Consider the following 25,154-nt stretch of genomic DNA (forward strand, 5'->3'; position numbering starts at 1 on the left):
TACGTGCAAAACCCGCATCGCGCCGAGGCGAGCGGCGCGATCGAGCCACAAACTAGCACCCGGCCGGTGCCATGTCATGCGCAGCCGTCCCGGTCGAAGCCACTGCCCGCGAACAGATTCGGAACCGGTGCCGGGACCGGCCCCGGCTCAGCCCCGATAGTGCCGGTGGTCGGCCCCGAAATCATCGGCGACGGTGGCCGCCAGCTCGACATACGCGCGTTTGGCGGGCTTGCTCAGGCGGTGCAGATCGATCTCCGCACCCTCACCCAGATGCGCGTCGTAGGGGATGATGTGCACTGCGCGGCAACGCGACAGGAAATAGTCGCGCAGCTGATTGATGCCGACATTCGGGGCGCCCGGGCGCGGCAGGTTGATCACCACCACGGCATTGCGAACCAGATGATCGTGCCCGTGTAGCGACAGCCAGTCCAGGGTGGCGGCGGCACTGCGCGCGCCGTCGATGGCCGAGGACGAGATCAGCACCAGGGAGTGCGCCAGATCCAGCACGCCGGCCATGGCCGAATGCATCAGGCCGGTACCGCAGTCGGTGAGGATGATGTTGTAGAAGCGCTGCAGGATGCGCGCGACCGCGCGGTACTCCTCCTCGCTGAACGCCTCCGACGCCGCCGGATCCCGCTCACTGGCCAGCACCTCCAGGCGGCTGCTGCCCTGCGAAGTGTGGCGGCGCACATCCGAATACCGCTGAATCTGCTCGTCCAGCAACAGATCCCGCACTGTCGACCGGGTCTGCAGCGGCACCCGCTGCGACAGCGTCCCGAAGTCCGGGTTCGCGTCGACCGCGATCACCCGGTCCCCGCGAATCGAGGAGAAGATCGAGCCCAACCCCATGGTGGTCGTCGTCTTCCCGACGCCGCCCTTCAGCGACAGCACCGCGATCCGGTAATCCCCGCGCACCGGCTGCCGGATCCGCGCGACCAACTCCTGCAGCCGCCGCTCCTCCGCCGACATCCCGGGATTGATGGCGCCACCGGACATATGGTGCACGGCCCGCCGCCACCCCGACTCCGGGGCCTTCTTGGCCCGCCGCATCGGCACATCATCCAGCGACGGCACGGGACCACCGGCAAACCCGCGCGGCCCGCCCGCACCCCAGCCGCCCGCCCCCGGCCCACCGACCCCCGGCTGCCCGGAAGCCGGCACACCGTACTGTCCCGGACCCCCGCCTTGCCCAGGAGCCGAAACACCATATTGGCCCGGAGCCCCGGCTTGCCCTGGCGTCGAGACGCCATGTCGCCCTGGAGCACCGGCCTGTCCCGGGCCTGTGCCGTACTGCCCGGGGACGGCGGCCTCCGGCTGGCCCGGCGCAGCCTGGCTCCCGGGCCCACCGAACCCCTGCTGTCCCGGGCCGCCAGGCACATTGCCCGCATCCGGCCCGGATCCGTTCGGGTGAACAGCGCCCTGTTCCTGTCCCGATGCGGCCCAGGGCATTTGCCCACCAGCACCCGTGCCCTGCGCTCCCGGACCACCGGCGTGCGGCCCGGTCAACCCGGCGGCTGCCGCCTCGGACATGGGCGCGTTCGCCCAAGGATTCGCGTCCGGGTTGGTGGCGTCCGGGCCACCCGGCATCGGCCCATCCGGCCCCTGCGCCCAAGGATTCAACTGCGGCGGAACCGCACCCGCCGGGGATCCCGGGGTCTGCTGCATCGCCGGCATCCCCGAATCGGGTCGACCCGGACCATTCGCCTGCGGGCCGTTCAGACCCGCAGCTGCTGCCTCGGACATGGGTACGTTCGCCCAGGGGTTCGCATCCCCATCGGTGTTGCCGGACGAACCGTCCGGATGGGTGAAGTTCGGCCCCGGTGCCTGCCCCCACGGATTCGGCTGCGGCGGAACAGGACCCGCCGGGAACCCTGGAGTCGGCTGCATCGGAGGAAGCCCGGAATCAGCCGCCGGCGGCATCGCCTGTGCGCCTGGGAACGGGCCCGGAACCGGTGGCGAGGGCGGGATCCACTGGCCGTCATTGCCGGACATCTGCGCGCCGGGACCCGGAATCTGGGGCAGCGAACCGGATCCAGTGCTCTGTGCCAGCGGGCCTGATCCCTGCGGACCGGTTGCGGGAACCTGTGGGATGGGTCCCGTGCCGTGCGGCGAGGTGCCGGGCATCGGGGGCAGGGGCGGGCGGTTGTCGTTCTGGCCGGGGGTGGGCGGGGTGGAATTCCCTTGCGGTGCAGGGGGTACGGGGTCGCCGGGGTGAGGGCCCGATGGCTGCGGGAGTGGGACTTCCGCGGCGCGGTGACGGCCCGGGGTCATCGACTGGTCGAAAGCGGTGTTCGGGTCGGCTTGCTCGCCGTCGGTGGGCGTGCCGGACAGACCGGCCGGCTGGGCCTCGAGCAGTTCGTGTACGGCGGCCTGGCCGGGGTCCGCGTGGCCGGTGTCATCGGGCTGACGGGAGTCCGGTTGATCTGCGGCGTGGCCGGTTTCGGGGGCCGGGGGGATCGGTGTGCGTGTGGTCGGGGCGGCCGGGGCGATGATGCCGGAGCCGGTCGCGTCCAGGTCGCCCGGAGCCGGGGGCAGGGGCGGGTGCGCCATCTTGGTGGTGGCGTCGGCCGGATCGGCTGCGGTATCGGCTTCGCCGGGGGACGGGGGCAGCGGCGGGCGCGGGGCGCGGAGCGCCGGATCGTTTGCGGCCGAGTCGACTTCACCGGGGGAGGGCGGGAGCGGCGCCCGGGTGGTGGGATCCGCCGGGGGACGCGCGAGGTTGGCCGGGCCGGGAGTACCCACGGCCGATGCACTGGCGAGGGAGGCGCCCCTCGGATGCGACTCAGCGGCACTCGGGCCCTGTGGTGAGTTCGGCGAAGACGGCAGTGGCGGCGGGGTGAAGTCGGGTTTCGCCTGCTGCGGTTGCGCCGGAGCGGACAGCTCGGCCGGATCCACGGGTTCGGCGGGCGGCGTGGGCGGCATCGAGAATTGCGGACCCTGTACCGGTCCCAGCGGACCCGGCCGAGCCGGTTCGGCACCGGCGATGCGCTGCGTCGGATCAACCGGGGGCGTCGGCGGAGGCGAGAACTGCGGACCGGGCGTGGGGCCGAGCGGGCCCGAATGAGGACCCGGGCGAGCCGGTTCCGGGGCGGCCGGGTGTCCGGGTTGTCCGCCATTGGCTGGAGGGATGTCGAAGCGAGGCCCCTGCGGAAGGTTGGGCGCCTGGCCGGGATGCGGTGTGCCGCCGAAGCCTTGACCGTTGGGCGGCGTGGAGCCTTGCCCATTGTGCGGCCCGGGCGCAGGGCGCCGGCCGTTCTGCGGGAGCTGGGCCGGAGTTTGGCCATTCGGCGGCTGTGCCGGGCCGTGGCCGTTGGGCTGTGGCAGTCGCGTGTTGTGTCCGTTGGACTGCTGATTCGCGCTGCCCGACTGGTCGCCGCGGTGCGGGAGGTTGAAGTGGGTGCCGGGGTCGCGGGTCGGCATCGGGGTGGCCGGCTGCGAGGCCCACGGATTCGGCTCGGCGCCACCGGAGGTGGAGGCGGGATTCGCGGCGGGCGGCTGGGCGGTGGGCTCGGGTGGCGCGTCCTTGCGCGGCTTGCGCCGGCCGAAGAGGCCGCGGCCGCCCTTCTGCTCGGGGATGACCTCGTCCTGAGGGAGGTTCTCGACGGGAGCCTCGTAACCGGTTGCGGCGACGTCGCTCTCGGAGAGCCAGGGCGGGAGCATTGGGAGTCCGTCGTTCTCGCGACTCACATCTACCCCCGGTGTTCGATTGAGCGTGCAGGACAGCGCGTAGTTTAGCGATCTCCGACGGGTGCGTGCCCGGCGTATCTCGTCCGCCCGGTGGCGTGCTGCACGCGACCGGTGGGATCGGCTGTGCACAGCGGGGCACGTCACGACACCCGTATTTGGCCGGGTCTGGGGAAACGGGTAAGCTAGGTCGCTGGTGACTTACATAGTGGTTGTGGCATGTCCTAGTGCCGCCTCCAGTGAGTATGTCACCGGGTTGGCCGCAATGCACCACCAACTTCGGGGCCGACCTGCCGTAATGAGCTTGAACCAACCAGGTTCAGCCTAACCGGGATCGCGGAGGATATGGCGAAGAAGGAAGGGGCCATCGAGGTCGAGGGCCGGGTTATCGAGCCGTTGCCCAACGCGATGTTCCGGATCGAGCTGGAAAACGGTCACAAGGTGCTGGCCCACATCAGCGGCAAGATGCGGCAGCACTACATCCGCATCCTGCCCGAGGACCGCGTCGTCGTGGAGCTGTCGCCCTACGACCTGACCCGCGGCCGCATCGTCTACCGCTACAAGTGAGTCACCCCCGCGGGTGCCAAAGACTTCCGGGGCCGCGAGTCCCGGGTTTTCCCCGGTCAAACCGGCCGGGGAAAAACTGTGTTCACGGCCAGTGAACACCAACCCAGATTGGATCTGACGTGAAGGTTCAGCCGTCCGTCAAGCCGATCTGCGAGAAGTGCAAGGTGATCCGCCGCCACGGTCGGGTCATGGTGATCTGCGAGAACCTGCGCCACAAGCAGCGTCAGGGCTGATTGCGGCCTCGTGCCGTGATCGCCGGGACTGTGGATTCTTCACGCCCCCGGTCGCTCACCGCCAAGCACCGAACGCAGTTCGGATTGGCAACAAAGAAGAAACTCCCAGCACCAGTCGCCGTCGCCGAGTCCCGTAGGGGACGGATGGCGGCCCACCCCCGGTACGGAGGCCGGGGCCCCACTCACGAGGGGACGGACAGGGAGCAGACCTCCGCAAAAGTAAGGAATCGCCAACCATGGCACGTCTGATGGGCGTCGACCTCCCGCGCGAAAAGCGCATGGAGATCGCGCTGACCTACATTTTCGGCATCGGCCGTACCCGCGCCAAGGAGATCCTCGCGGAGACGGGCGTCAGCCCGGACCTGCGGTCGAAGGACCTCAGCGATGACGACCTGACCAAGCTCCGCGACTTCATCGAAGCGCAGGACTTCAAGGTCGAGGGTGACCTGCGCCGCGAGGTGCAGGCCGACATCCGTCGCAAGATCGAGATCGGCTGCTACCAGGGCATCCGCCACCGTCGTGGCCTGCCTGTGCGTGGCCAGCGGACCAAGACCAACGCCCGCACGCGCAAGGGTCCGAAGAAGACCGTCGCCGGCAAGAAGAAGTAGGGATAGCGCATGCCTCCGAAGAGCCGGGCCTCGGGCCCGAAGAAGACTCAGAAGTCGCGTCGCCGGGATAAGAAGAACATCCCGCACGGCCACGCGCACATCAAGAGCACGTTCAACAACACGATCGTGTCCATCACCGACCCCGAAGGCAACGTCATCTCCTGGGCGTCCTCCGGCCACGTCGGTTTCAAGGGCTCGCGTAAGTCGACTCCGTTCGCCGCGCAGCTGGCCGCCGAGAACGCTGCCCGCAAGGCGCAGGAGAACGGCGTCAAGAAGGTCGACGTCTTCGTGAAGGGCCCGGGTTCGGGCCGCGAGACCGCGATCCGCTCCCTCCAGGCCGCCGGCCTCGAGGTCGGCACGATCTCCGATGTCACCCCGCAGCCCCACAACGGCTGCCGTCCGCCCAAGCGGCGTCGCGTCTAGCGGGAAGGAAGAGTAGAAAACAATGGCTCGTTATACCGGCCCTATCACCCGCAAGTCGCGTCGTCTGCGTGTCGACCTCGTCGGAGGCGACCAGGCGTTCGAGCGTCGTCCTTACCCGCCCGGCCAGCACGGCCGCGCGCGGATCAAGGAGTCCGAGTACCTCATGCAGCTGCAGGAGAAGCAGAAGGCTCGCTTCTCGTACGGCGTCATGGAGAAGCAGTTCCGCCGCTACTACGAAGAGGCCAACCGCCAGAAGGGCAAGACCGGCGACAACCTGCTGCGTCTGCTCGAGTCGCGGCTGGACAACGTCGTGTACCGCGCCGGTCTGGCCCGGACCCGTCGCGGCGCCCGTCAGCTGGTCTCGCACGGCCACTTCACCGTCAACGGTGTGAAGGTCGATGTGCCCAGCTTCCAGGTCTCGCAGTACGACATCATCGATGTCAAGCCGAAGTCGCTGGCCATGTACCCCTTCCAGGTGGCGCGTGAGACCGTCGGCGACCGCCCGATCCCGGGCTGGCTGCAGGTCGTTCCCGGCCGGCTGCGGATCCTGGTGCACCAGCTCCCCGAGCGTGCGCAGATCGATGTTCCGCTGCAGGAACAGCTGATCGTCGAGTTCTACTCGAAGTAATAGGTGCGCGTACGCGCGCCGCTGGTTGCGGCCCCGGTGTAACCGCCAGGGCCGCAACAGTTCCCAATCGTGAGCGTCAAATGGTGGGCGCTCGAAGGAGGAAGAAATGCTGATTTCACAGCGACCGACGCTGACCGAAGAGGTCGTGTCCGAGAACCGGTCGCGGTTCACCATCGAACCGCTGGAGCCGGGCTTCGGTTACACCCTCGGCAACTCGCTGCGCCGCACGCTGCTGTCGTCGATTCCTGGTGCCGCTGTCACCAGCATCCGCATCGACGGCGTGCTGCACGAGTTCACCACCGTCCCGGGCGTGAAGGAGGATGTCACCGACATCATCCTGAACCTCAAGGGCCTGGTCGTGTCGTCCGAAGAGGACGAGCCGGTCACCATGTACGTGCGCAAGCAGGGCCCGGGCACCGTCACCGCCGGTGACATCGTCCCCCCGGCGGGCGTGACCGTGCACAACCCGGACATGCACATCGCCACCCTGAACGACAAGGGCAAGCTGGAGATCGAGCTCGTGGTCGAGCGCGGTCGCGGCTACGTCCCGGCCGTGCAGAACAAGGCGTCGGGTGCGGAAATCGGCCGGATTCCGGTTGACTCGATCTACTCGCCGGTTCTCAAGGTGACGTACAAGGTCGAGGCCACCCGTGTCGAGCAGCGCACCGACTTCGACCGGCTCATCCTGGATGTCGAGACCAAGAACTCGATCTCCGCGCGGGATGCGCTGGCGTCGGCGGGCAAGACCCTGGTCGAGCTGTTCGGTCTCGCGCGCGAGCTGAACGTCGAGGCCGAGGGCATCGAGATCGGCCCCTCGCCGGCCGAAGCGGACCACATCGCTTCGTTCGGCCTGCCGATCGAGGACCTGGATCTCACCGTGCGGTCGTACAACTGCCTCAAGCGTGAAGGCGTGCACACCGTCGGCGAGCTGGTCGCCCGCACCGAGTCGGACCTGCTGGACATCCGCAACTTCGGTCAGAAGTCCATCGACGAGGTCAAGGTCAAGCTGCACTCGCTCGGCCTGTCCCTCAAGGATTCTCCGGCTTCCTTCGATCCGTCCTCCGTCGTCGGCTACGACGCGGCCAGCGGCACCTGGAGCGACAGCGGTTCGTTCAGCGACACCGACAACGGCGAGCAGGACTACGCCGAGACCGAACAGCTTTAGGTCATTCGGGGTGTAGCGCCCCGAATCGGCCTTCAACACAGGAGATTCAAACAAATGCCCAAGCCCAAGAAGGGTGCCCGCTTCGGCGGGACGGCGTCGCACCAGAAGGCGATCTTCGCCAACCTGGCGACGGCGCTCTTCGAGCACGGTCGCATCACGACCACCGAGGCCAAGGCCAAGGCGCTGCGCCCCTACGCCGAGAAGCTTGTCACCAAGGCGAAGGGCGGCACCCTGGCCGACCGTCGCGAGGTCATGAAGGTGATCCGCTCCAAGGACATCGTGCACGCCCTGTTCGCGGAGATCGGTCCCTCGTTCGAGGGCCGTGAGGGTGGCTACACCCGCATCATCAAGACCATCCCCCGCAAGGGTGACAACGCTCCGATGGCGATCATCGAGCTGGTCCGCGAGAAGACCGTGACCAACGAGGCCGACCGTGCCCGTCGTGTCGCCGCTTCGCAGAAGGCTGCTGAGGCTCCGGCCGAGGCCAAGGCCGAAGAGGCTGTCGCCGAGGCTCCGGCCGAAGAGGCTGCCGCCGAGGACAAGGCCGCGGAGTAAATCCGGTCCTTCGGACTCGACAAGGGGTTTCCGGGGCATCCCCTGAAACCCCGAGGGTGAGATTCCATGAGTGAGCCCGCCGTCCCCTCCGGGTCGGCGGGCTTTCTCCATGTTAACCAGGAGATCGCTGTGACCGTGGAGGATCCGACGCCCGAACCGGTTTCGATTCGGGTACGGCTGGACATCAGCTACGACGGCACCGATTTCACCGGCTGGGCGCGCCAGCCCGGCCTGCGCACCGTGCAGGGCGTGCTGGAGGACGCACTGAGCAAGGTGCAGCGCGAGCCCATCCAGCTCACCGTGGCCGGGCGCACCGACGCGGGCGTGCACGCGGAAGGTCAAGTCGCGCACTTCGATACGCACACCGAGGTGGACGGCCCCAAGCTGGTGCACCGGCTGGCGCGCTTCCTGCCGAAGGATGTGCGTGTCAAGGCTGTCCGCCTCGCGCCGCCCGAGTTCGACGCCCGCTTCTCCGCCATCCGCCGCCACTATGCCTACCGGCTGACCACGGCTCCCTTTGGCGCGGAACCGCTTCGGGCGCGCAGTGTCGTCCCCTGCCGCCCGGGCCCCGATGTCGAGGCCATGCGTGAGGCGTCCCGAAAACTGTTGGGCCTGCACGATTTCGCCGCGTTCTGCCGCCGCCGTGAGGGCGCTACCACCATCCGCGAACTGCAGCGCTTCGACTGGGTCCAGGAGGGCGACCTGCTGACCGCCTATGTCAGCGCCGACGCCTTCTGCTGGTCGATGGTCCGGAGCCTGGTCGGCGGTGTCCTGGCCGTGGGGGAAGGCCGCCGCACTCCCGCCTGGATCGCCGATTTGCTGAACGAGCGTGAGCGCTCGAGCTCTGTCACCGTGGCCCCGGCCCACGGCCTGTCGCTGATCGCGGTCGACTACCCGGACGACGCCGACCTGGCCGCCCGCAATGCCCAGACCCGCGAGGTCCGCACCGTTCCCGACCCCGAAGGTTGCTGCGGCGACTGACTCGTCCTGCACCCGTGTGGTACACGCCAACCGGCCGGCCGAACGCTGACCAGCGACCGCGCCGACGCCGTGTTCCGCCAACCGGTGTGCGGTCTCGGCTGTTTCGGGCACTCGGACGCACCCGCGCACCCGGGCCGGGCCACCTGCGTGGCTGCACCGGTGCAACCGCCGGCCGGTCGCCGGCGGCACGCTGGGCCGCAGCGTGAATGAGCGCGAAAAGTAGAGGGTGAACTTCTTTTTGGTTCGAGGGTGCGAAGTTTCGCTTTGCGATGTGGTGGCCGGGGTACGGGCGGATAGTCCTTGGTATGGGGAAATCGAAGCGGGCCCGCGGGGGTCGAAAGCACAAGGGTGGGCGTGGCGGCGGGCGACGGCCGGAGCGGGCGCTCGCATCGCACGAGGATGAGCTCGTATCGCACGAGGATGAGGTCGCCCGGTTCGACGGGCAGGGGCTCGATCTACGGGAGCCGATCGACCGTGTGCTGGCGGATGCAGCCGAGCTGGGGGATGACACCGATCCCCTGGAGGTCGAATTCCTGGTCGCCGATCTGCTCGCCGGGGGCGACGAGGATCTAGGGTTCGCCAAGCTGTTCGGCGCGTGGGCGGTGCTCGTGCTCGAGGAGCGAGCGACCTCGGACGCCTTGGGCACGCTGCGCGCCCTGGCCCGGCTCTCGACCGCCGAGCTGTCGCGTGCGGCAGGTGCCGCGGCGGATCGGCTCGAGGCGCAGGGGGTGAGCGTGCCGGGCTGGTCCGTCCGGGCGGCAGCACCGCTGCGGGCGGTAGCGTGCACCCGCTCGACTGCCGCAGACGCTTCGGTGCTCGTCGGCAGTTTCGAACGCGCGGACCGCATCCATACCTTCCTCGTCTGGATGCTCCATGACGGCGGGGAGGTCGCGGAGGTCATCGACCTGCTCCCGGGCGATCGGACGGCCGTGGCGCGGCAGTTGGCCGGCGCGGACCTGCCCGGCGTCACGGAGCGACTGTCACCGTGGGAGTTTCGCCGGCAGGTGGAGGCGGTGCTGGATCGGCGGGCGCGTCGGGAGCGTGCGGCGCTGATGGCGGATCTCGACGTGTTCGACGACCCGGACGACGACGACCCGGACGCCGATCTGCCGCCGTATGCGCTCGCCGCGACGGTACTGCGCGCGCAGCTGCGGACGATCGACTCGACCGTTCGATGTGGTCCGGCCTGCACGGCGGGCAGAGCGGCGAATTCGATGTCGGGTGGAAATGACGGGCATGTGATTGTGGATGGGGGTGTGGGTGTGGGTGAAAGTGCAAGTCCGGGATGAAGATTCGTGGTGCGAGTTGCGGGGAATGGGGAAATTCGGGCGACGTGATGAAAGTTGGATGTTGTTAAGGGAATTCGCGGATCGGGGCGGGCGTGGGGTGCGAGAATCGGGCGATGAGGGGCGGCGTCGAGCCCGCGGTGATGGAGGTTCGGTCCACACCGGAGGTTTCGCAGCAGGAGACTTTCGAGGAATGGGAGGCCGTTGTCGCAGCGGCCTACGTTCCGCTGGTGGTGACGCCGGTGCGGTCGGGGGAGTTCCGGGCGCGCATCGTGCAATCGCGATTCGACGGCATCGATGTGTCCATGGTGACGGCCAGCGGTCAGCACCTCAGCCGGATCCCGCGGCTCCTCCACGAGCCCGAGGAACCCATCCTGTTCGCCAGCGTGACCACACACGGGCACGGCTGGCTGGAGCAGGACGGGCGGGTCGGGGAGCTCGCCGACGGCGGGCTCACCCTGCACGTCAGTTCCCGGCCCTTCAGCGCGCATTTCGAGCAGTCCTGGGGCGTGGTGGCGGTGCAGGTGCCGCTGGCGGAGGTGGTGGGGGCGTCGGGGGTGCCGGCGGACCGGCTGCCGACCGCGGTGCGCTTCCCGCCCGAGGGGGCGGCCGGCATCGTGGGCCGCTTCTTCTGCGGCCTGGCGCAATTGCAGTACACCGCACCGGACCAGGCGGCAGTGCTGGCCAAACACGGTACGGGACTGCTCGCTTCGGTGGTGCAGCTGGCGGCGGGCGAGCTGCCGCGTGACGAACCCGCGCAGACGCTGGCCAAACAGCGGGCGCTGGCGTTCATCCAACGCCATTACGCCGACCCGGAACTCACCATCGATCAGGTGGCCGGCGCCTGCGCGGTGTCACGCCGCACCCTGTACCGGTTGTTCGAGCACGGCGAGGACGGTGTGGCGGCCATGCTCCGGCGGATGCGGGTCGAGCGGGCCCTGGCCCTGATCCGCACCGATCCGACTCGGCCGCTGGGGTCCGTGGGCCGGGCATCGGGCTTCGTGTCCGAGCGGCAGTTCTATCGGGCCTTCAAACGCGAAATGGGGATGACCCCTGGCGAATTCCGGTTGAGTCATGCCTGATCAGGAGGTGTGTCGGGGCTGACGCCAATTGGCAGTGATCTGGCACGCCCGGGCAGTCACAGCGGCGCTGCGGATGGGAATACTGGTGAGGCGCCGCCCGGTCGCCGCCTTCGAGCCGCCGGCGACCGGGCAGCGGCCTATCCGGATCGGCCTGACTACCAGGACAATCCGGACGATTGGTCCGTTTTGTCGCATCGGTCGGCTTCATTCGCAGTTTCCCGGCGTCCGGTAGTGGAATGATGCACGGTGTGGGTATTGCGTCCACTGCCAGCGCCGAAGTCCGTACGACCTCAGAGGTTTCCGCGCGGCAGGCATTCGAGCAGTGGGAGGCCATCGTGGCCGACGCGGTGCTGCCGTCGATCTGTGAGCCGCTCGGCAAGGGTCAGTGGCACGGCAAGCTACGCTCCACCCAGTTCGATCACTCCAGTCTCACCATGATGACCTCCAGCGCGCAGCGGGTGGTGCGTAACAAGCGCCAGCTCGATCAGGCCGCCGGGGACTTCCTGCTGGTGAACATTGTTGTGGAGGGCGCGAACTGGACCGCGCAGAACGGCCGGATCACCGAGGGCGGGGCCGGGACCATCGCCTTCTACGACAGCGCCCGCCCGATCGAGAGCCGCACCACCGAGAACGCGGTGTCCACGATCGTGCGCGCGCCCATGAGCGCGGTGCTCGATCACGCCGGGCTGGTGCGCGACGAGCTACCGATCGCCAAGGCACTGCCCGCCACCGGCGCGATGGGCGTGGTGGTCGACTTCTTCCGCGGCATGGCGGCCCTCCCGGTCAAGGAAACCGACCGGGCCGCACATGCCCTCGAATCGCAGATCACGGCCATGCTCTCCTCGGCGGTGCTGCTGGCCAACGGGCAGAACTCGCCGGCGCCGGCCGATTCGCTCTACACGCGCCAGCAGGTGCTGTCGGTGCTGCGCCAGCGCTATACCGATCCGGATCTGACCGTCGACGAGGTGGCGCACGCCTGCCTGGTGTCGCGGCGCACGCTCTACCGGGTGTGCGAGGACATCGGCGGCCCCGCCGCACTGGTGCGCCGTATGCGGGTCGAGCATGCCCAGCGACTGTTGCGGACCGACCCGGCCCGGCCGCTCTCGGCGATTGCATCGGCTTCCGGATTTGCCACCGATCGCCATTTCTACCGCGCGTTTCGCCAGGAAACCGGGGTGACGCCCGGTCAATTTCGGTCACAACTGGACGCAGGCACGCGCGGTCGGTAGCCCGGCACGGTATGTCGCTGTGACCGGTTCACGTTCGGCGAAGGGTGATTGCACATCATCCGATACCCGTCGAAGGAGCCGGTGCCGACCAAGGTGCGAGTCGCAGCCGTCCAAGCCGAGCCACGATGGCTGGATCTGCGCGCCGGTGTCCAGCAGACCATCGAGTTGATCGAGGACGCGGCCGCGGGCGGCGCGCAGCTGGTGGCCTTCCCGGAGACCTTCCTGCCCGGATATCCGTGGTGGTTGTGGCTGGAATCGGTGAGCTGGGGACAGGGGTTCTTCGCGCGGTATCGCACACATTCGATGACGGTGGGCCGCACCGAGTTCCGGCGTATCGCCGACGCCGCGCGGCGGCATCGCATCCACGTGCTGCTCGGCTTCAGCGAGCGCAGTGCCAGTGCGCTCTACATGTCGCAGTGCCTCATCGATGATCGCGGGGTACTGCTCGGAATCCGTCGCAAGCCCGAGCTGACGCCGCTGGAGCACAAGATCTTCCGCAGTGGCGAGCCGGGCGAGTCGCAGGTCTTCCACACCGCTATCGGCCGCATCGCGGTGCAGGGCGGCTCCGAGCAGTTGCATCTGCCCGCACGGCGGGAGCTGGAGCGCACCGGCGCGCAGATCCACGTGGTGTCCTGGCCGGGGTTCATCGTGGCGCGAGACGTGGATTGGGGTGTGCGCGTGAACAATGCGGCCACGCTCTGGTACGCGGTGGTCGGGCAGTTGAACGTGATCGCGGCGTGTGCGGTGATGGATGTGGCGGGCGGTGAGAGCGGCCGGGGATCGGAGCCGGCCAGGCAGCTGGTACCCGGGCCGGGCGGGCATGCGCGCATCTTCGCGCCGGGCGGCGAGGAACTGGCGTCGCCGCTGGCCGGGCACGAACAGGGTTTGCTGTACGCCGATCTGGAACTGGACCTGAGTTTCGAGTCCGCGGCCTAGTGGTATCACTGCGTACCGCTCGGGGGTATTGGCTCGAATTCCCCTGATCTGACACACTCTCCCGAGTATTCGGCCGTGCAAGGGCCGACCATTGTCATCGAGGGATGGGGAGTGGAACGGTCAGAAGCGGTCGATCGGATCGAGGTGCGGTCCGGACCGGAGCAGTCGGCGGCGGAGGCATTCGAGCGCTGGGAAGCGCACGTGAGCGATGCCTATGTGCCATTGGCGGTTTCACCAAAACCGACCGATCGTTTTGTTGGCTATATCGAACACGCTCGATATGGCGACCTCGATCTGACCGTCGCTGGATCCTCCACTCAGTTCATCCGTCGCACCGATCGGCTGATAGCGCAGGCGAATGACGAGTATCTGATCGCGAGTATTCCGCTTTCGGGTCACGCGCGCCTGCAACAGGACGGCCGCGTCGCCGATGTCCGTCCCGGTTCGATCGTGTTCTACGACACCACTCGTCCCTATCAGTGGGACTTGCAGCAGGAGTGGGAACAGGTCGTGGTGCAGGTCCCGCTGAGCCGGCTGCGCGATCACTACGGCGTTTCCGATCCCGAAGTCCCCACGGCCACCGTGTTTTCCAGTGGAACCGCGCCGGGAATCGTGGCGCAATTCTTCCGGGGTGTCGCGGGATTGCAGCGCACCGATCCGGCCGGGGCGGCGCTGCTGGCCGAACCGGGGATGGATCTGCTGGCGGCGGCGGTGCTCGCGGCGTCCGGGCGCACCCCGCACGACCAGTCCGCGGACGCGCTGAATCGGCAGCGGGTGCTGGCCTTCATGCGCAGCAACTGTGCGGATCCGGATCTCGGAGTCGATCGAATCGCCGAGGGCTGCCGCATGTCGCGTCGTACCCTCTACCGGGTGTTCGGCGAGTTCGAGGGGGGACCGGGAACGGTGTTGCGCCGCATGCGAATCGAACGTGCTTGCGACCTACTGCGAAATGCGCCACAGTTGCCGCTTTCGGCCGTTGCGAAAGCATCGGGATTCCTCACCGAGCGTAGTTTCTACCGAAGCTTCCGATTGGAAATGGGCACGACTCCGGGGGCTTTTCGCACCCTGGCATGATCAGTCGGTGATTCGGCACTCGTCGCCATTGTTATGCCGGAAACTCTTGGCAAGCATCACGTTCCATGAGGGAACAGCGATGAGGATTACGGTGCGAGTCGCCGCCGTCCAGGCCGAACCCAGCTGGCTACGGCTGTCCGACGGCGTGGAGCAGGCCGTCGAACTGATCCGAGCAGCAGCGACGCAGGGCGCCCGGCTGATCGCATTCCCGGAGGCGTTTCTCCCGGGATATCCCTGGTGGCGCTGGATCGATACCAATCAGTGGAATGTCGAATACTCGACTCGGTGCCGCGAGAATTCGATGACTCGGGATGGCGTGGAAATGCGCGTGATCACCGGGGCCGCGGCCGCGCACGGCATTCACGTCGTCCTCGGATTCGGCGAACGGCAGGATCGGCGAATCTATATGTCGCAGGCCGTGATCGACGATTCCGGCGAGTTGCTGTCCGTACGCCGCAAGGCCGGGTTGAACAGCGTGGAACGCAAGATATTCGCCTCCGGAACTCCGAATCTGCCTGCGGTGCACCACACTCCGATCGGCAAGTACGGCGCGCTGTCCGGGCAGGAGAACCAGCGGCCGCTGCTCACCCGTGCGCTACGCGCCGACGAGGAGCAGATCCATGTGGCCGCCTGGCCCGGCAGTCCGTACGCCGATGCGGCAGGGCCGGATTCGAGCATCACGGTCAGCCGGATGTACGCGCTGGAGGTCGGCGCCTTCGTGCTCGCGCCCACCGCGGTGGTGGGGCAGCCGGCGTTCGACGGTATGGGGGGCGCCCCTCGGATCAGCGGCCCTACCGGCCGCGCCCGGATCTACGCCGCGGACGGCAGCGAAGTGGTGACCCCGCTCGGGGACGGCGAGGAGGGCATTCTGTACGCCGATCTGGACCTGGACGCCGGCAGCGGCGACACCCGGCAGCGCGACTCCGTCCCGGCCGCGCGTGACCGCAAGGACCGCGACCCCGTCCCTGTCCGCCGCGGGTCCCGTCGGGTCGCCTCCGGCTGGCAGTCCGGCCCGGACCGCTGGGCGCTGCCCGTGTCCTTGGGTACGTATCCCGGCGGCATCGCCGCCTGCTGAGGGCTAGCTCCGCACCAGCCGGGCGATGGCGTCGGTGGCTTCCTTGATCTTGGCCTCGGCCTCGGGGCCGCCGGCGACGGCCGCGTCGACCACGCAGTGGCTGATGTGATCCTCGAGCAGGCCCATGGCGACGGCCTGCAGGGCCTTGGTCATGGCCGAGACCTGGGTGAGGATGTCGATGCAGTACTTTTCCTCGTCGACCATGCGCTGCAGGCCGCGGGCCTGGCCCTCGATGCGGCGCAGGCGCTTGAGGTAGTCGTCCTTGGCGGTGATGTAGCCGTGGGTGGCGTGGTCGTGGCAGGCCTCGGCGGCTTCGGCGGGCGCAGCCGGGTCTGTGGTCGCGGTCTTGTCGTTGGTCACCTGCGCTGTCCTCACTCCCGGGCGTTAATACCCCCCTAGGGTACATGGTTTGCCCTGGTCCCACCACTCGTGCGCGCATGCGCGAGAATCGTGGGCATGAGTGAGGATCCACGGGCAACGCTCGCCATCATCGGAGGCAGCGGGTTCTACGACTTCTTCGGCGATGATGCGACCACGGTCGAGGTCGAAACCCCCTACGGCGCGCCCAGCGCGCCCATCACCATCGGTCAGGTGGAGGGGCGGGCGGTGGCGTTCCTGCCGCGGCACGGCCGCAAACACGAGTTCTCGCCGCACACCGTGCCCTACCGAGCCAATGTATGGGCCCTGCGGTCACTGGGCGTGCGCCGCATCTTCGGCCCGTGCGCGGTCGGCAGCCTGCGTGCCGACTGGGGCCCGGGCACGGTGTCGGTGCCGGACCAGCTGGTGGACCGCACCTCCGGTCGCGCCCAGACCTTCTACGACACCGGCGGGGTGCACGTGGCCTTCGCGGACCCGTACTGCGAGGAACTGCGTTCGTCGGCGATCGGCGCCCTGGGCGACGAGCTGCCCGCGCACGACCACGGCACCATGGTCGTGGTGGAGGGCCCGCGCTTCTCCACCCGCGCCGAGAGCCGCTGGTACGCCGGACAGGGCTGGGCGCTGGTCAACATGACCGGGCACCCGGAGGCCGTACTCGCCCGCGAACTCGAAATGTGCTACGCCGCAATCGCTCTCGTGACCGACCTGGACGCGGGCCTGGAGACCGGTGAGGGCGTCAGCGCCGCCGCCGTCTTCGCCGAGTTCGAGCGCAACCTGGTGCCGTTCAAGGCGCTGGTGCGCCGCGCCGTCGCTGCCGTCGAGGGCGACGACACCTGCGACAAGTGCCGCGTGCTGACGGGTACCGGCGTGCAGCTCCCCTTCGAGCTGCCCTGAGCTCCCCCGCCTCCCCGCGCCTTCGGCGGACGGCTGAGAGCCGTCCACCGTTGGCAACCCGTGTCGTCGGTTGGGTACGAAACCGATTCTGGGCGTTCCCGGCGAGTTACCCTGATCGGCGCGAAATCAGTTGTTGCGTCTGATTCGAAGAGACCTGAAGGAGAATGTGGTCGCGACGTTTGTCCAGCGGACCTGAGCGTCGGAGGCCGGTCGAATAGGCTGGAACCATGAATGCGGGCGGTTCCGACTCCGTACGCGTGTTGCTGACCGGTGCGGCCGGTTACTTGGGTTCCCACGTGCACCGCGCTCTGCTGGCGGCCGGTCACGAGGTCGTCGCGATCGATGCGTTGCTCGAGAGCGTGCACGGTGCGAATGCCGCTGGCCCCGCGGATGTTTCCCGCCTCGATGTCCGTGATCAGGACGCGCTCGTCCCCCTGCTCGCCGATATCGACGTGGTCTGCCACCTGGCGGCGGCCGTGCCGCTGCCGCAGCTGCGGGGCGCGATCGAGCTGGTGCCCGCCGATTCCTCGAATCTCGCTGCCCCGCAGGATCTTCCGCATCTGAGCCGCGTCTCGGTGGACGGGCAGCGCGGCCGCGACGATGCCGCCCAGGGCGCCGGTCCGTGCGTGCGCCCCCCGCTCGGCGCGGACCGGGCCGGCGGGGCGCGGCCGGGCGCGGAGGGCATGCGCTGGGCCGCGCTCTACGGTGCGCACAATGACGTCGGCACGGCCGTCCTGCTGGCCGCCATGGAGCGGGCGGGGGTGCCGCGGCTGGTGCTCGGGTCCTCGGTGGCCGTGTACGGCGAGGGCCGGTATCGGGGCGTGCGCAGCGGGCCGTTCTATCCGGGTCTGCGGCGGCGCGGTGACCTGGATCGGGGATTGTTCGATCATCGCGCGCCGCGGTCGGGGGAGGTGCTGACCTGGGAGCCGATGGGGGAGGACGCACCGCTGCGGCCCCGGAGCGCCTATGCGGCAAGCAAAGTCGCGCAGGAGCACTACGCGCTGGCATGGGTCGCCAATACCGGCGGGGATGCCGCGGTGCTGCGGTATCACCAGCTCTACGGCGAGCCGGTGGCGGACGGCCGCCGGGTGCGGTCGGCGGAATCCGGTGTGGTGGCGCGCTTTCGGGCCGAACTGGTGGCGGGCCGCCCGCCGCAGGTGTTCGAAGACGGCGGTCAGGTGCGGGATTTCGTGCATGTGCGGGACGCGGCGGTGGCCACCGTTGCGGCCGTGGAACGCCGGCTGCCCGGTTTCGTGCCGTTGAACATCGCCTCGGGGCGGCCGCTCACGCTGTGGGAGGTGGCCTCGGCCATGGCCAAGGCGGTGGACGGGCCGACCCCGGTGGTGACGGGGCAGTGCCGCGTCACCGATATCCGCCATATCGTCGCGCATCCGGAAAGAGCCCGGCACGCGCTGGATTTCACCGCGCGCACCCAGCCCGCCAAGGGGCTGGCCGACTATGCCGCGCGCGGGGTCGGGCGGCGCTGACCGCTCAGCCGATAGGCTCCCGGCATGGACACCCCGCTGCGGCTCGAGGTCATCATCGCCAGTGTGCGTCCCCAGCGGTTCGCGCCGGTGGTCGGGGACTGGCTTCTGCGCCGCGCCCGCGCCGACGCGGATTTCGAGGTGGGCGTCATCGACCTCCTCGACACCCCGCTACCGCTGAACCTCACGGATTCCCCGGAGGTGCAGGCGTTCCGGCAGCGGATCGGGGCCGCGGATGCGTTCGTTGCCGTCACCTCCGAGTACAACCACGGCTACCCGGCCTCGCTGAAGACCGCCTTCGACAGCGTCAAGCGCGAATGGCGTGGCAAGCCCATCGGTTTCGTCAGCTATGGCGGCCTGTCGGGCGGGTTGCGCGCGGTCGAGCAGCTGCGGCAGGTGGTCGCCGAGATCCATATGGTCTCCATCCGCGAGACCGTGAGTTTCCATGAGGCCAAACGCAAGTTCGACGCGGAGGGCGAGACCCGGGACGGCGCGGCCATCGACGCCGCCGATCGCATGCTGCGCCAGCTCGCCTGGTGGGCGGCGGCGTTGCGCACCGCCCGCGCCGCGGATCCGTATCCGGGCAGCTAGCGCGCGAGCGCGACGGCGGCGCGGGGCTGTCCGATGTAGGTGGACTCGCGGGGGATGGAGACCAGGGTCAGAGGCACCTCGCTGGTTCCGGTGCGCAGGACGATCCGGTTGCCGGCGGCGGCGGGCTGGTGGATGGACAGGTCGGGTCTGGTGCCGGGCCAGCCGAGCGGGTCTCCGGTCAGGTAGATGGTGGTGACGCCGGCGTGGGGCGCGGGGGCCAGCACGCCGTCCACCAGGGTCGCGGTGAAATCGGCGTCGGATTGGTGGGTTTCGACGGCTACGGTGAGGCGTTCGGGATTGCCGATGGTGGTGACCAGCTGCTGCCAGGTCTCGGGGCGGTCGGTACGGATGAGGATGCGTTCGCCGACGGCCAGCGCGCGGAAGACGATCTGCTGGGCGAGATAGAGCTCCCCGGCCAGATGGACGCTCGAAATACCCTGCCCGACAAGGCGGATGGCGACGCCGTTGCCGTCGTCGTCGGAGCCGAGCAGCTGGCCGCATCCGGCGGAGGGCAGCTGCAGGGCCCCGATGCCGGCGATGTCGCGGATCTCGGTGGGCACGGTGTCGTCCAGGCCCGGTACGGCGAAGGGGAGATGCGCGAGCAGCCCCTCCCGGTGGCGGCCGTTCATGGAGATCATGTGCTGCTGCACCGGTTCCGCGGGCAGCTCGCGGGCGGTGAGCCGCCAGGCCGCGCCGATGCGCACCGTGTCGGCGCAGCGGCCCGGGCGCAGCCGCACGGCCACCGTGGTGCCGCGTGAGGCGGGCACCCACAGCTGGGCGAGCAGATCGGAGGCCAGCTGCGGGGGATCCACGGCCGCACCGATGTTCACGCCGTTGCCGAGTTCGGCGTAGCGCCAGCGCTGGGTCAGCGCGCCCGGATCGACGCCCGCGGTGACCTGCAGCGCGGCTTGCCGGATCTCGGGTGCGGTGAGCAGCCGGGCCGAGCAGCCGGCGTTCTCGAGGGTGCGCATGATGCGCTGGGTGGCGATGGTGACCGCCCGGCACGCGCCGGTCAGCCCGCCGCCGCGCCGGGTTGCGGCCTGGGGGCAGGTGATCGGGTCGAAGGCGATGGCCAGCCATACCGTGCGGTGCGCGGTGGCGGGCAGCGGGCCGAGCAGGGTGTCGTAGATCGCGCCCGCGGGTGTGCCGGAGCGGCTGCGGAAGCCGTGCGAGACGATATCGATGCCGGACAGCAGAATGTCGTGCCGGCTCAGGCTTTTCGCGAGTTCCGGCAGCGGCAGCAGATGGGTGGACCGCACGGTGCGGCGCCCGAGCCGGGTCAGTCCGCCCCTGGGCGCGAGCACCTCGACGACCGCCACCACACGGCTGCCGTCCCGGTAGAGCCCGAGCGAGCGCCCGTCGGGGGCGCGGAAATCGATCAGGTCGGCGGGCGGGTGGCCGCGCCGGGTGCGGAAGCGGCCGCCGGTGGCGATCCAGTCGGAAACGGTGCGTTTGCCAAGAGGTAACAGAAGGACCAGACCGACCACTATGCCGAGCGTGAGTGCGCCCCACCATGCCAGCCCGCACGGTATGCCGAGGACCAGAACGACCAGTCCGGCAACCTGGGCCCAGATCAGGTTCGCGAGGGAGATCCGGCCGAGCAAAGGCCGCGTCGCCGTCTCCCCGGATTCGATCGTCATCGTCGGTCCCCGGCTCCCCGATATCGGCCGCGCGCGCTGCCCGAGTGCGCTCGCGCGGCGGCCGAGTGCGAATGAATGTCCTTGTCAATGTACTGTGTTCGGCGAACGCACCGACTTGCCGGGGACTTGAATGCCTTCGAAACCCACGACCCGATGGCAGGTGAGCGGCTATCGCTTCCTGGTCCGTCGCATGGAGCACGCCCTGGTTCGCCGGGATGTGCGAATGCTGCACGATCCCATGCGTTCACAGTCGCGGGCATACGCCACCGGACTCATCCTCGGGTGTGTCGCGCTGGCAGGTTGCGGAATGTTGGCTCTGCTGCGGCCGCAGGACCGGATCGGGTCCAACAAGATCCTCATCGGCAAGGACTCCGGCGCGGTCTACGTGGTGCTCGGCGATGTGGTCCATCCGGCGCTGAACCTGGCCTCGGCGCGGCTCGCCGCCGGCGACGCGGCCAAGCCCGCGACCGTGCGGGAGTCCGAGCTGGCCGAGAAGCCGCGCGGGCAGCTGATCGGCATACCGGGAGCGCCGACCTCCTTGAACTTCACCGGCGGCGACGGCCGCAGCTGGACGGTGTGCGACGTGCTGTCCAATGACGGCAGCCGCTCTCTCACCACCTCGGTGCTGGCCGGCGATACGGGCCGGGCGGACAAGGCATCTCCCATGGCGTCCGGCACGGCGCTGCTGGTGCAGGGCCGCGACCACACCTACCTGATCTACGACGATCGGCGCGCCCGGATCGATCTGGACGACCGGGCCGTGGTCGACGCCCTCGAGCTGCGCGGCCGGACCCCGCGCCCGATCAGCGACGGCCTGCTGAACGCGATTCCCGAAGTGCCGCCGCTGGTTCCGCCGCGTATCGAGAATGCCGGCGTCGCACCGGATTACCCGCTCGGCGACCACCGGATCGGCGATGTGGTGCAGGTGCGGACCGACGGCAAGTACTACGTGGTGCTGCCCGATGGCCTGCAGCCGGTCTCGGCGCTGACCGCCGACATCATCCGGAATGCGCACCGCACCAGCGCCGCCGACGACTACATCGCGCAGGCCGACCGCACCGGCGCGCCGGTCTCCTCGGCGCTGCAGGTGTCGAAGTATCCGGACCGGGCCCCGGTCCTGGTGGACGGCAAGGATCAGCCCGTCGACTGCCTCTCGTGGAAACCGGTTCGTGCCGCCGATACCTCCGACGGCAGCAAGCACGCCGAGCTGGCGGTGCTCACCGGGCACGCGGTCCCGATTCCCGACCGCGCCAGGCTGGTTCCGCTGGCGCAGGCCGACGGCAGCGGCCCGAATGTGGACAGCTTCTATATGAATCCGGGCTCGGGGGCGTACGTGCAGTCCACCGGTATCGAGCCGGACAGCCCGCGCCACGACAGCCTGTTCTTCGTGTCCGACTATGGAGTGCGGTTCGGGATCAAGAATCCGGATTCCGCCGGAGCACTGGGCATGGCCCCGGATCGGGTGCGGCCGGAACCGGTGCCGTGGCAGATACTCGGCTTGCTCGCGCCCGGACCGACTCTCAGCCGGGAAGCGGCCATGGTCGCCCACGACGGGGTCGCGCCCGATCCGAATCCCGCCAGGGACCCGGTGAAAACCCCAGCGCCGAGCGGGAACTGAGCTCAGGCGGCGGTCCGAGTCAGGCGTCGGTGTCGCGCACGCCGAACTTGCGGCGCAGCGGGAACGAGGCCAGAAAGCCGAGCACCAGCAGCAGCGCGACGACGCCGGCGCCGATCAGGGCGACATTGCGCGGTGTGCGGTCGGGTGCGGGCGGCGGCGTGGGCAGAGCGAGCTGCTGATTCCGTGGTCCGGCGGGATGCTTGGGCGGCAGGCTGTTTCGCATCTGGGCGGTGAGCGCGGCCACGGGATCGACTGTGCCGTAACCGATGGCCGGATTCCAGCCCTCGCCCGGCGCGTGCGCGGTGGCCTCGATGCGCTCGATGACCTCGGCGGCGCGCATATCCGGGTAGCGGGCCCGCACCAGCGCGGCCACGCCCGAGACCCGCGGCGCGGCGAAACTCGTTCCGCTGTAGGGGACGACCTGGCCCTGATTGGTCACCTTGGCCGTGGTGAGCCCGGTGTCGCGGGGATCCAGCGAGACGATGTTCTCGCCCGGCGCGGCCACCCCCACCCACGGCCCGGGAACGGTGAACTTCGACGGCTGACCGAAGGCGTCCACCGAGCCGACCGACAGCACGTAGGCGTCCCACCAGGCCGGCACCACATACGACGTGATGTGATCCCACGGATCGTCGGCAGGGTGCAGGGGATCCAGGCCCGGATTGCTCGCCTTACAGGTATCGGTATTGCCCGCCGAAGCCACGATGACCACGTCCTTCTCGACGGCCGCGTACTGCACCGCCGCGCCGAGCGCGCCCATTTCCGCGCCGGCGGGCGCGGTGGTCGGGCAGGCGACCAGGGAGATATTGACGACCCGCGCGCCCGCGTCGGCGGCCCGGCGCACCGCCGCGGCGAGCGCGGAGATCTTGCCGTAGCCGTCGGGCATGTCGTCGGGGCCCTTCTCCCGGCCCGCGCCCTTGGTTTGGTACAGCGCGCTGGTCTGGCGGATGGTCATGATCCGCGCCTCGGGCGCGACCCCGGCGAAGCCCTGGCCGCCGACCTCGGCAGCGGCGATCAGGCCCGCCACAATGGTGCCGTGGGCGTCGCAGTCCTCGGTGCCGTCGCCACCCGCGGCCACGTAGTCGCCGCCGGGAATCAGGCCGGGCAGCCGCGGGTGCGGGGACACCCCGGTATCGATGACTGCCACCAATTGCCCTGCGCCCCGCGAGAATTGCCACGCATCGGGGAGGTCGAGGGTGCGCTGGGTGGGCGGAATGGTCGGCCCGCCACCGCCGGCCTGGGTGCTGGAGCACGGCGAGTTCGCGGGGTGTTCGGTCTCGGTCGGCGGCACGGCCGGACCGCCGGGAGGCAGCAGGCCCGCGTCGATGGGCGGCGGCCGGTCCGCGAACGCGACGCCCGGCCCAGCTCCCGTTCCGACTGCCGCACCGAGCGCCAGGACCGCTGAGGCCGCCGCGACCCGCAATCCCCGCACGCCGGGAGCCGCCGCGCGATCTCGGGAACGGTTGGCGCTCAGTGCTCTATCGGGCATGGCCGCCGACGATCACAGTCCGCGTACGAGGGCGTAGAGATCGGTCACCCAGAACGCCAGCGGCACCACGGCTGCCACGAAGCCGTACTCGAGCAGTTCCACCGCCCGCCGCACGGGCGGGGTCGCCTGCCAGCGGGGCACGATGATGCCCAGGACCAGCGCCGCGGTGAAGAGCACCAGTGCCACACCGAAAATCGTGAGTGGCTGTCGCTGGGTGCGGGCCGCGCCCAGGAGCACCAGCAGCACGATGGTGGCGCCGCCCGCGATCAGGACCACGGCTTGTTCCGCGCCCGCATAGGTGCGGCTGCGGAACATCAGCACCACGGCGCACACCAGCGCGAAGGCCAGGCCCGGCCAGTACAGGGTGCCGGCGCTCGGATTCACGGCGGCGACCGCCCCGGCGACCACCACCGCGGTGGTCGCCGCGACCAATCCGGCCAGATAGTCGCGCGCCCGTTCGGATTTCGCGCGCAAGACCTCCATGGTGGGCAGGGCGCGATGGTCGTCGGGGTCGTCCTCGGTGGGGTCGATCGGGGTGCCGGGTGCGGGGACGGGTGGCAGCGGGAGCTTGGCCAGCAGCATGGAAAGCCTTGGGGCCAGGGATAATCCGGCCAGGCCCAGCGCCGCCGCGCCGGCGCCGATGGCGTGCACGGGCAGATCCGTCAGCAGGCCCGCCAGCGTCGCGGGGATGACGAAGACCGCCAGCGCGGTCGCGCCGATGAACAGGCCCAGCCCCACGCCGCTCACCCGCCAGGCCAGCATCGCGGTGGCCCCGGTCAGGACCGCGCCCAATAACGCGTTGGCCCAGCCGTAGTGGCTCGGCACGAACAGCAGGCCCGCGCTGAAGGCGGTGGGCAGTGCGCAGCCGCCCAGCACCAGCGCGCTCGCGCGGTCGCGGTACATGCGGCTGAGCACCGTGCTCGCGGTGACCAGCAGCAGGGTGACGACGGTGACCACGATCGCGCTCACCCAGCAGGGAAAGGCAGCGGGCGCGGCCAGCAGGCCGAAGCAGCCGGTCAGCATGATGGCCACCGCCAGCGCCGATCCGGTCAGCCGGGCCGTGTGCGGCGTCCAGCCGTGGAAGTGGTCGGCGTCGGCGATGGCGACGTTGTCCATGATGTCGTCGAAAAGCGGTGCGGGCGCGAGGTTTTCGGCGCTCTCCAGCATGAGCAGTTCCCCGTCGCGCACGCCCTGCTCGGCCAGGCTCAGGGAGTTGGAGAAGGGCGGCTGCCCGACACGGGCCAGCACCCACTCGTGCGGCTCGAACGGTTCGACGTCGTGGTCGAAGTCATTGACGCGATTGTGCTGATCGACCATGTCGACCACGCTCGGGATGACCAGTGCCACCGGCACATCGACGGGAATGGCCATGTCGACCTGAGTGTGCTTGGCCAGAATGGTGACTCGCGCCAGATCGGGCGCGCGGACCGTGCCGTGGAGTTCCTCGAGGTGATCGGTCCGCGACTGCGCCACGCCCGCACTGTACGGCATGATGGTTGCCGTTCGTACACTGAGCCGCAATTCAATTCGAATT

General features: G+C 69.4%; 23 protein-coding genes. 18 read left to right on the forward strand and 5 right to left on the reverse strand.

The features are described from left to right. Positions 1-147 precede the first annotated feature (147 nt). On the reverse strand, positions 148-3,660 hold the full coding sequence (locus ACWEKS_RS02055) for a nucleotide-binding protein (RefSeq protein ID WP_452338379.1): 3,513 nt from the start codon (positions 3,658-3,660) through the stop codon (positions 148-150). 369 nt (positions 3,661-4,029) lie between these two features. Here ACWEKS_RS02055 and infA point away from each other — a divergent pair, with 369 nt between their 5' ends. From infA to ACWEKS_RS02125, 14 genes are all read left to right on the forward strand, one after another. Further along, entirely contained in the window at positions 4,030-4,251 is a 222-nt protein-coding gene (gene infA, locus ACWEKS_RS02060; protein ID WP_040804562.1) for a translation initiation factor IF-1, read from the forward strand. Between the two features lie 119 nt (positions 4,252-4,370). Beyond that, positions 4,371-4,484: a 50S ribosomal protein L36 gene (rpmJ, locus tag ACWEKS_RS02065; protein ID WP_033085975.1), complete on the forward strand. Its 114-nt coding sequence runs from the start codon at positions 4,371-4,373 to the stop codon at positions 4,482-4,484. A gap of 236 nt (positions 4,485-4,720) precedes the next feature. Then, on the forward strand, positions 4,721-5,092 hold the full coding sequence (gene rpsM, locus ACWEKS_RS02070) for a 30S ribosomal protein S13 (protein ID WP_326309472.1): 372 nt from the start codon (positions 4,721-4,723) through the stop codon (positions 5,090-5,092). Between the two features lie 9 nt (positions 5,093-5,101). Next, complete coding sequence (gene rpsK, locus ACWEKS_RS02075) at positions 5,102-5,515, forward strand: 30S ribosomal protein S11 (RefSeq protein ID WP_040855472.1); 414 nt, start codon at positions 5,102-5,104, stop codon at positions 5,513-5,515. Positions 5,516-5,537: 22 nt separating this feature from the next. Next, positions 5,538-6,143, forward strand: coding sequence for a 30S ribosomal protein S4 (rpsD, locus tag ACWEKS_RS02080; RefSeq protein WP_040855473.1), 606 nt, complete (start codon positions 5,538-5,540; stop codon positions 6,141-6,143). A 106-nt stretch (positions 6,144-6,249) separates the two neighbouring features. Then, positions 6,250-7,308, forward strand: coding sequence for a DNA-directed RNA polymerase subunit alpha (locus ACWEKS_RS02085; protein ID WP_040855475.1), 1,059 nt, complete (start codon positions 6,250-6,252; stop codon positions 7,306-7,308). Positions 7,309-7,362: 54 nt separating this feature from the next. Next, positions 7,363-7,863 carry a 50S ribosomal protein L17 gene (gene rplQ / locus ACWEKS_RS02090; RefSeq protein WP_433564634.1) on the forward strand — a complete coding sequence of 167 codons (501 nt, stop codon included), beginning with the start codon at positions 7,363-7,365 and terminating at the stop codon, positions 7,861-7,863. A gap of 66 nt (positions 7,864-7,929) precedes the next feature. Continuing rightward, the gene (gene truA, locus ACWEKS_RS02095) at positions 7,930-8,844 is read left to right on the forward strand and encodes a tRNA pseudouridine(38-40) synthase TruA (protein ID WP_452338380.1); all 915 of its coding nucleotides are present in this window, start codon (positions 7,930-7,932) and stop codon (positions 8,842-8,844) included. A 305-nt stretch (positions 8,845-9,149) separates the two neighbouring features. Beyond that, on the forward strand, positions 9,150-10,133 hold the full coding sequence (locus tag ACWEKS_RS02100; RefSeq protein ID WP_452338381.1) for a hypothetical protein: 984 nt from the start codon (positions 9,150-9,152) through the stop codon (positions 10,131-10,133). A 113-nt stretch (positions 10,134-10,246) separates the two neighbouring features. Further along, complete coding sequence (locus ACWEKS_RS02105; protein WP_452338382.1) at positions 10,247-11,212, forward strand: helix-turn-helix domain-containing protein; 966 nt, start codon at positions 10,247-10,249, stop codon at positions 11,210-11,212. 248 nt (positions 11,213-11,460) lie between these two features. Continuing rightward, positions 11,461-12,441, forward strand: coding sequence for an AraC family transcriptional regulator (locus ACWEKS_RS02110; RefSeq protein ID WP_452338383.1), 981 nt, complete (start codon positions 11,461-11,463; stop codon positions 12,439-12,441). Between the two features lie 81 nt (positions 12,442-12,522). Then, positions 12,523-13,377: a nitrilase-related carbon-nitrogen hydrolase gene (locus ACWEKS_RS02115; protein ID WP_452338384.1), complete on the forward strand. Its 855-nt coding sequence runs from the start codon at positions 12,523-12,525 to the stop codon at positions 13,375-13,377. A 111-nt stretch (positions 13,378-13,488) separates the two neighbouring features. Then, the gene (locus ACWEKS_RS02120) at positions 13,489-14,451 is read left to right on the forward strand and encodes an AraC-like ligand-binding domain-containing protein (protein ID WP_452338385.1); all 963 of its coding nucleotides are present in this window, start codon (positions 13,489-13,491) and stop codon (positions 14,449-14,451) included. Positions 14,452-14,530: 79 nt separating this feature from the next. After that, positions 14,531-15,526, forward strand: a complete 996-nt coding sequence (locus ACWEKS_RS02125; RefSeq protein WP_452338386.1) for a nitrilase-related carbon-nitrogen hydrolase — start codon at positions 14,531-14,533, stop codon at positions 15,524-15,526. A 3-nt stretch (positions 15,527-15,529) separates the two neighbouring features. On the opposite strand, the gene ACWEKS_RS02130 is transcribed toward ACWEKS_RS02125, so the two are convergent. Next, a complete protein-coding gene (locus ACWEKS_RS02130) occupies positions 15,530-15,799 on the reverse strand; it encodes a metal-sensitive transcriptional regulator (RefSeq protein WP_379382092.1) in 270 nt (89 codons plus the stop codon). 183 nt (positions 15,800-15,982) lie between these two features. On the opposite strand from ACWEKS_RS02130, the gene ACWEKS_RS02135 reads away from it, so the two are divergent. The 3 genes from ACWEKS_RS02135 (at position 15,983) to ACWEKS_RS02145 (ending at position 18,873) form a co-directional block, all read left to right on the forward strand. Beyond that, entirely contained in the window at positions 15,983-16,798 is an 816-nt protein-coding gene (locus ACWEKS_RS02135) for an S-methyl-5'-thioadenosine phosphorylase (protein ID WP_452338387.1), read from the forward strand. Positions 16,799-17,025: 227 nt separating this feature from the next. Beyond that, complete coding sequence (locus ACWEKS_RS02140) at positions 17,026-18,285, forward strand: NAD-dependent epimerase/dehydratase family protein (protein ID WP_452338388.1); 1,260 nt, start codon at positions 17,026-17,028, stop codon at positions 18,283-18,285. A gap of 24 nt (positions 18,286-18,309) precedes the next feature. Further along, positions 18,310-18,873 carry an NADPH-dependent FMN reductase gene (locus tag ACWEKS_RS02145; RefSeq protein WP_452338389.1) on the forward strand — a complete coding sequence of 188 codons (564 nt, stop codon included), beginning with the start codon at positions 18,310-18,312 and terminating at the stop codon, positions 18,871-18,873. Here ACWEKS_RS02145 and eccE read toward each other — a convergent pair. Continuing rightward, on the reverse strand, positions 18,870-20,513 hold the full coding sequence (eccE, locus tag ACWEKS_RS02150) for a type VII secretion protein EccE (protein ID WP_452338390.1): 1,644 nt from the start codon (positions 20,511-20,513) through the stop codon (positions 18,870-18,872). The genes ACWEKS_RS02145 and eccE overlap by 4 nt on opposite strands. Before the next feature lie 130 nt (positions 20,514-20,643). Between eccE and eccB the strand changes: the two genes are divergently transcribed. Further along, positions 20,644-22,131, forward strand: coding sequence for a type VII secretion protein EccB (gene eccB, locus ACWEKS_RS02155; RefSeq protein WP_452338391.1), 1,488 nt, complete (start codon positions 20,644-20,646; stop codon positions 22,129-22,131). 19 nt (positions 22,132-22,150) lie between these two features. On the opposite strand, the gene mycP is transcribed toward eccB, so the two are convergent. Together mycP and eccD are read right to left on the reverse strand one after the other, a co-directional pair. Further along, positions 22,151-23,620 (reverse strand): type VII secretion-associated serine protease mycosin, encoded by a 1,470-nt coding sequence (mycP, locus tag ACWEKS_RS02160; RefSeq protein WP_452338392.1) that lies wholly within the window; start codon positions 23,618-23,620, stop codon positions 22,151-22,153. 12 nt (positions 23,621-23,632) lie between these two features. Next, positions 23,633-25,093, reverse strand: a complete 1,461-nt coding sequence (eccD, locus tag ACWEKS_RS02165; protein WP_452338393.1) for a type VII secretion integral membrane protein EccD — start codon at positions 25,091-25,093, stop codon at positions 23,633-23,635. Positions 25,094-25,154 lie beyond the last annotated feature (61 nt).

The sequence above is a fragment of the Nocardia sp. NPDC004711 genome (assembly GCF_053601595.1).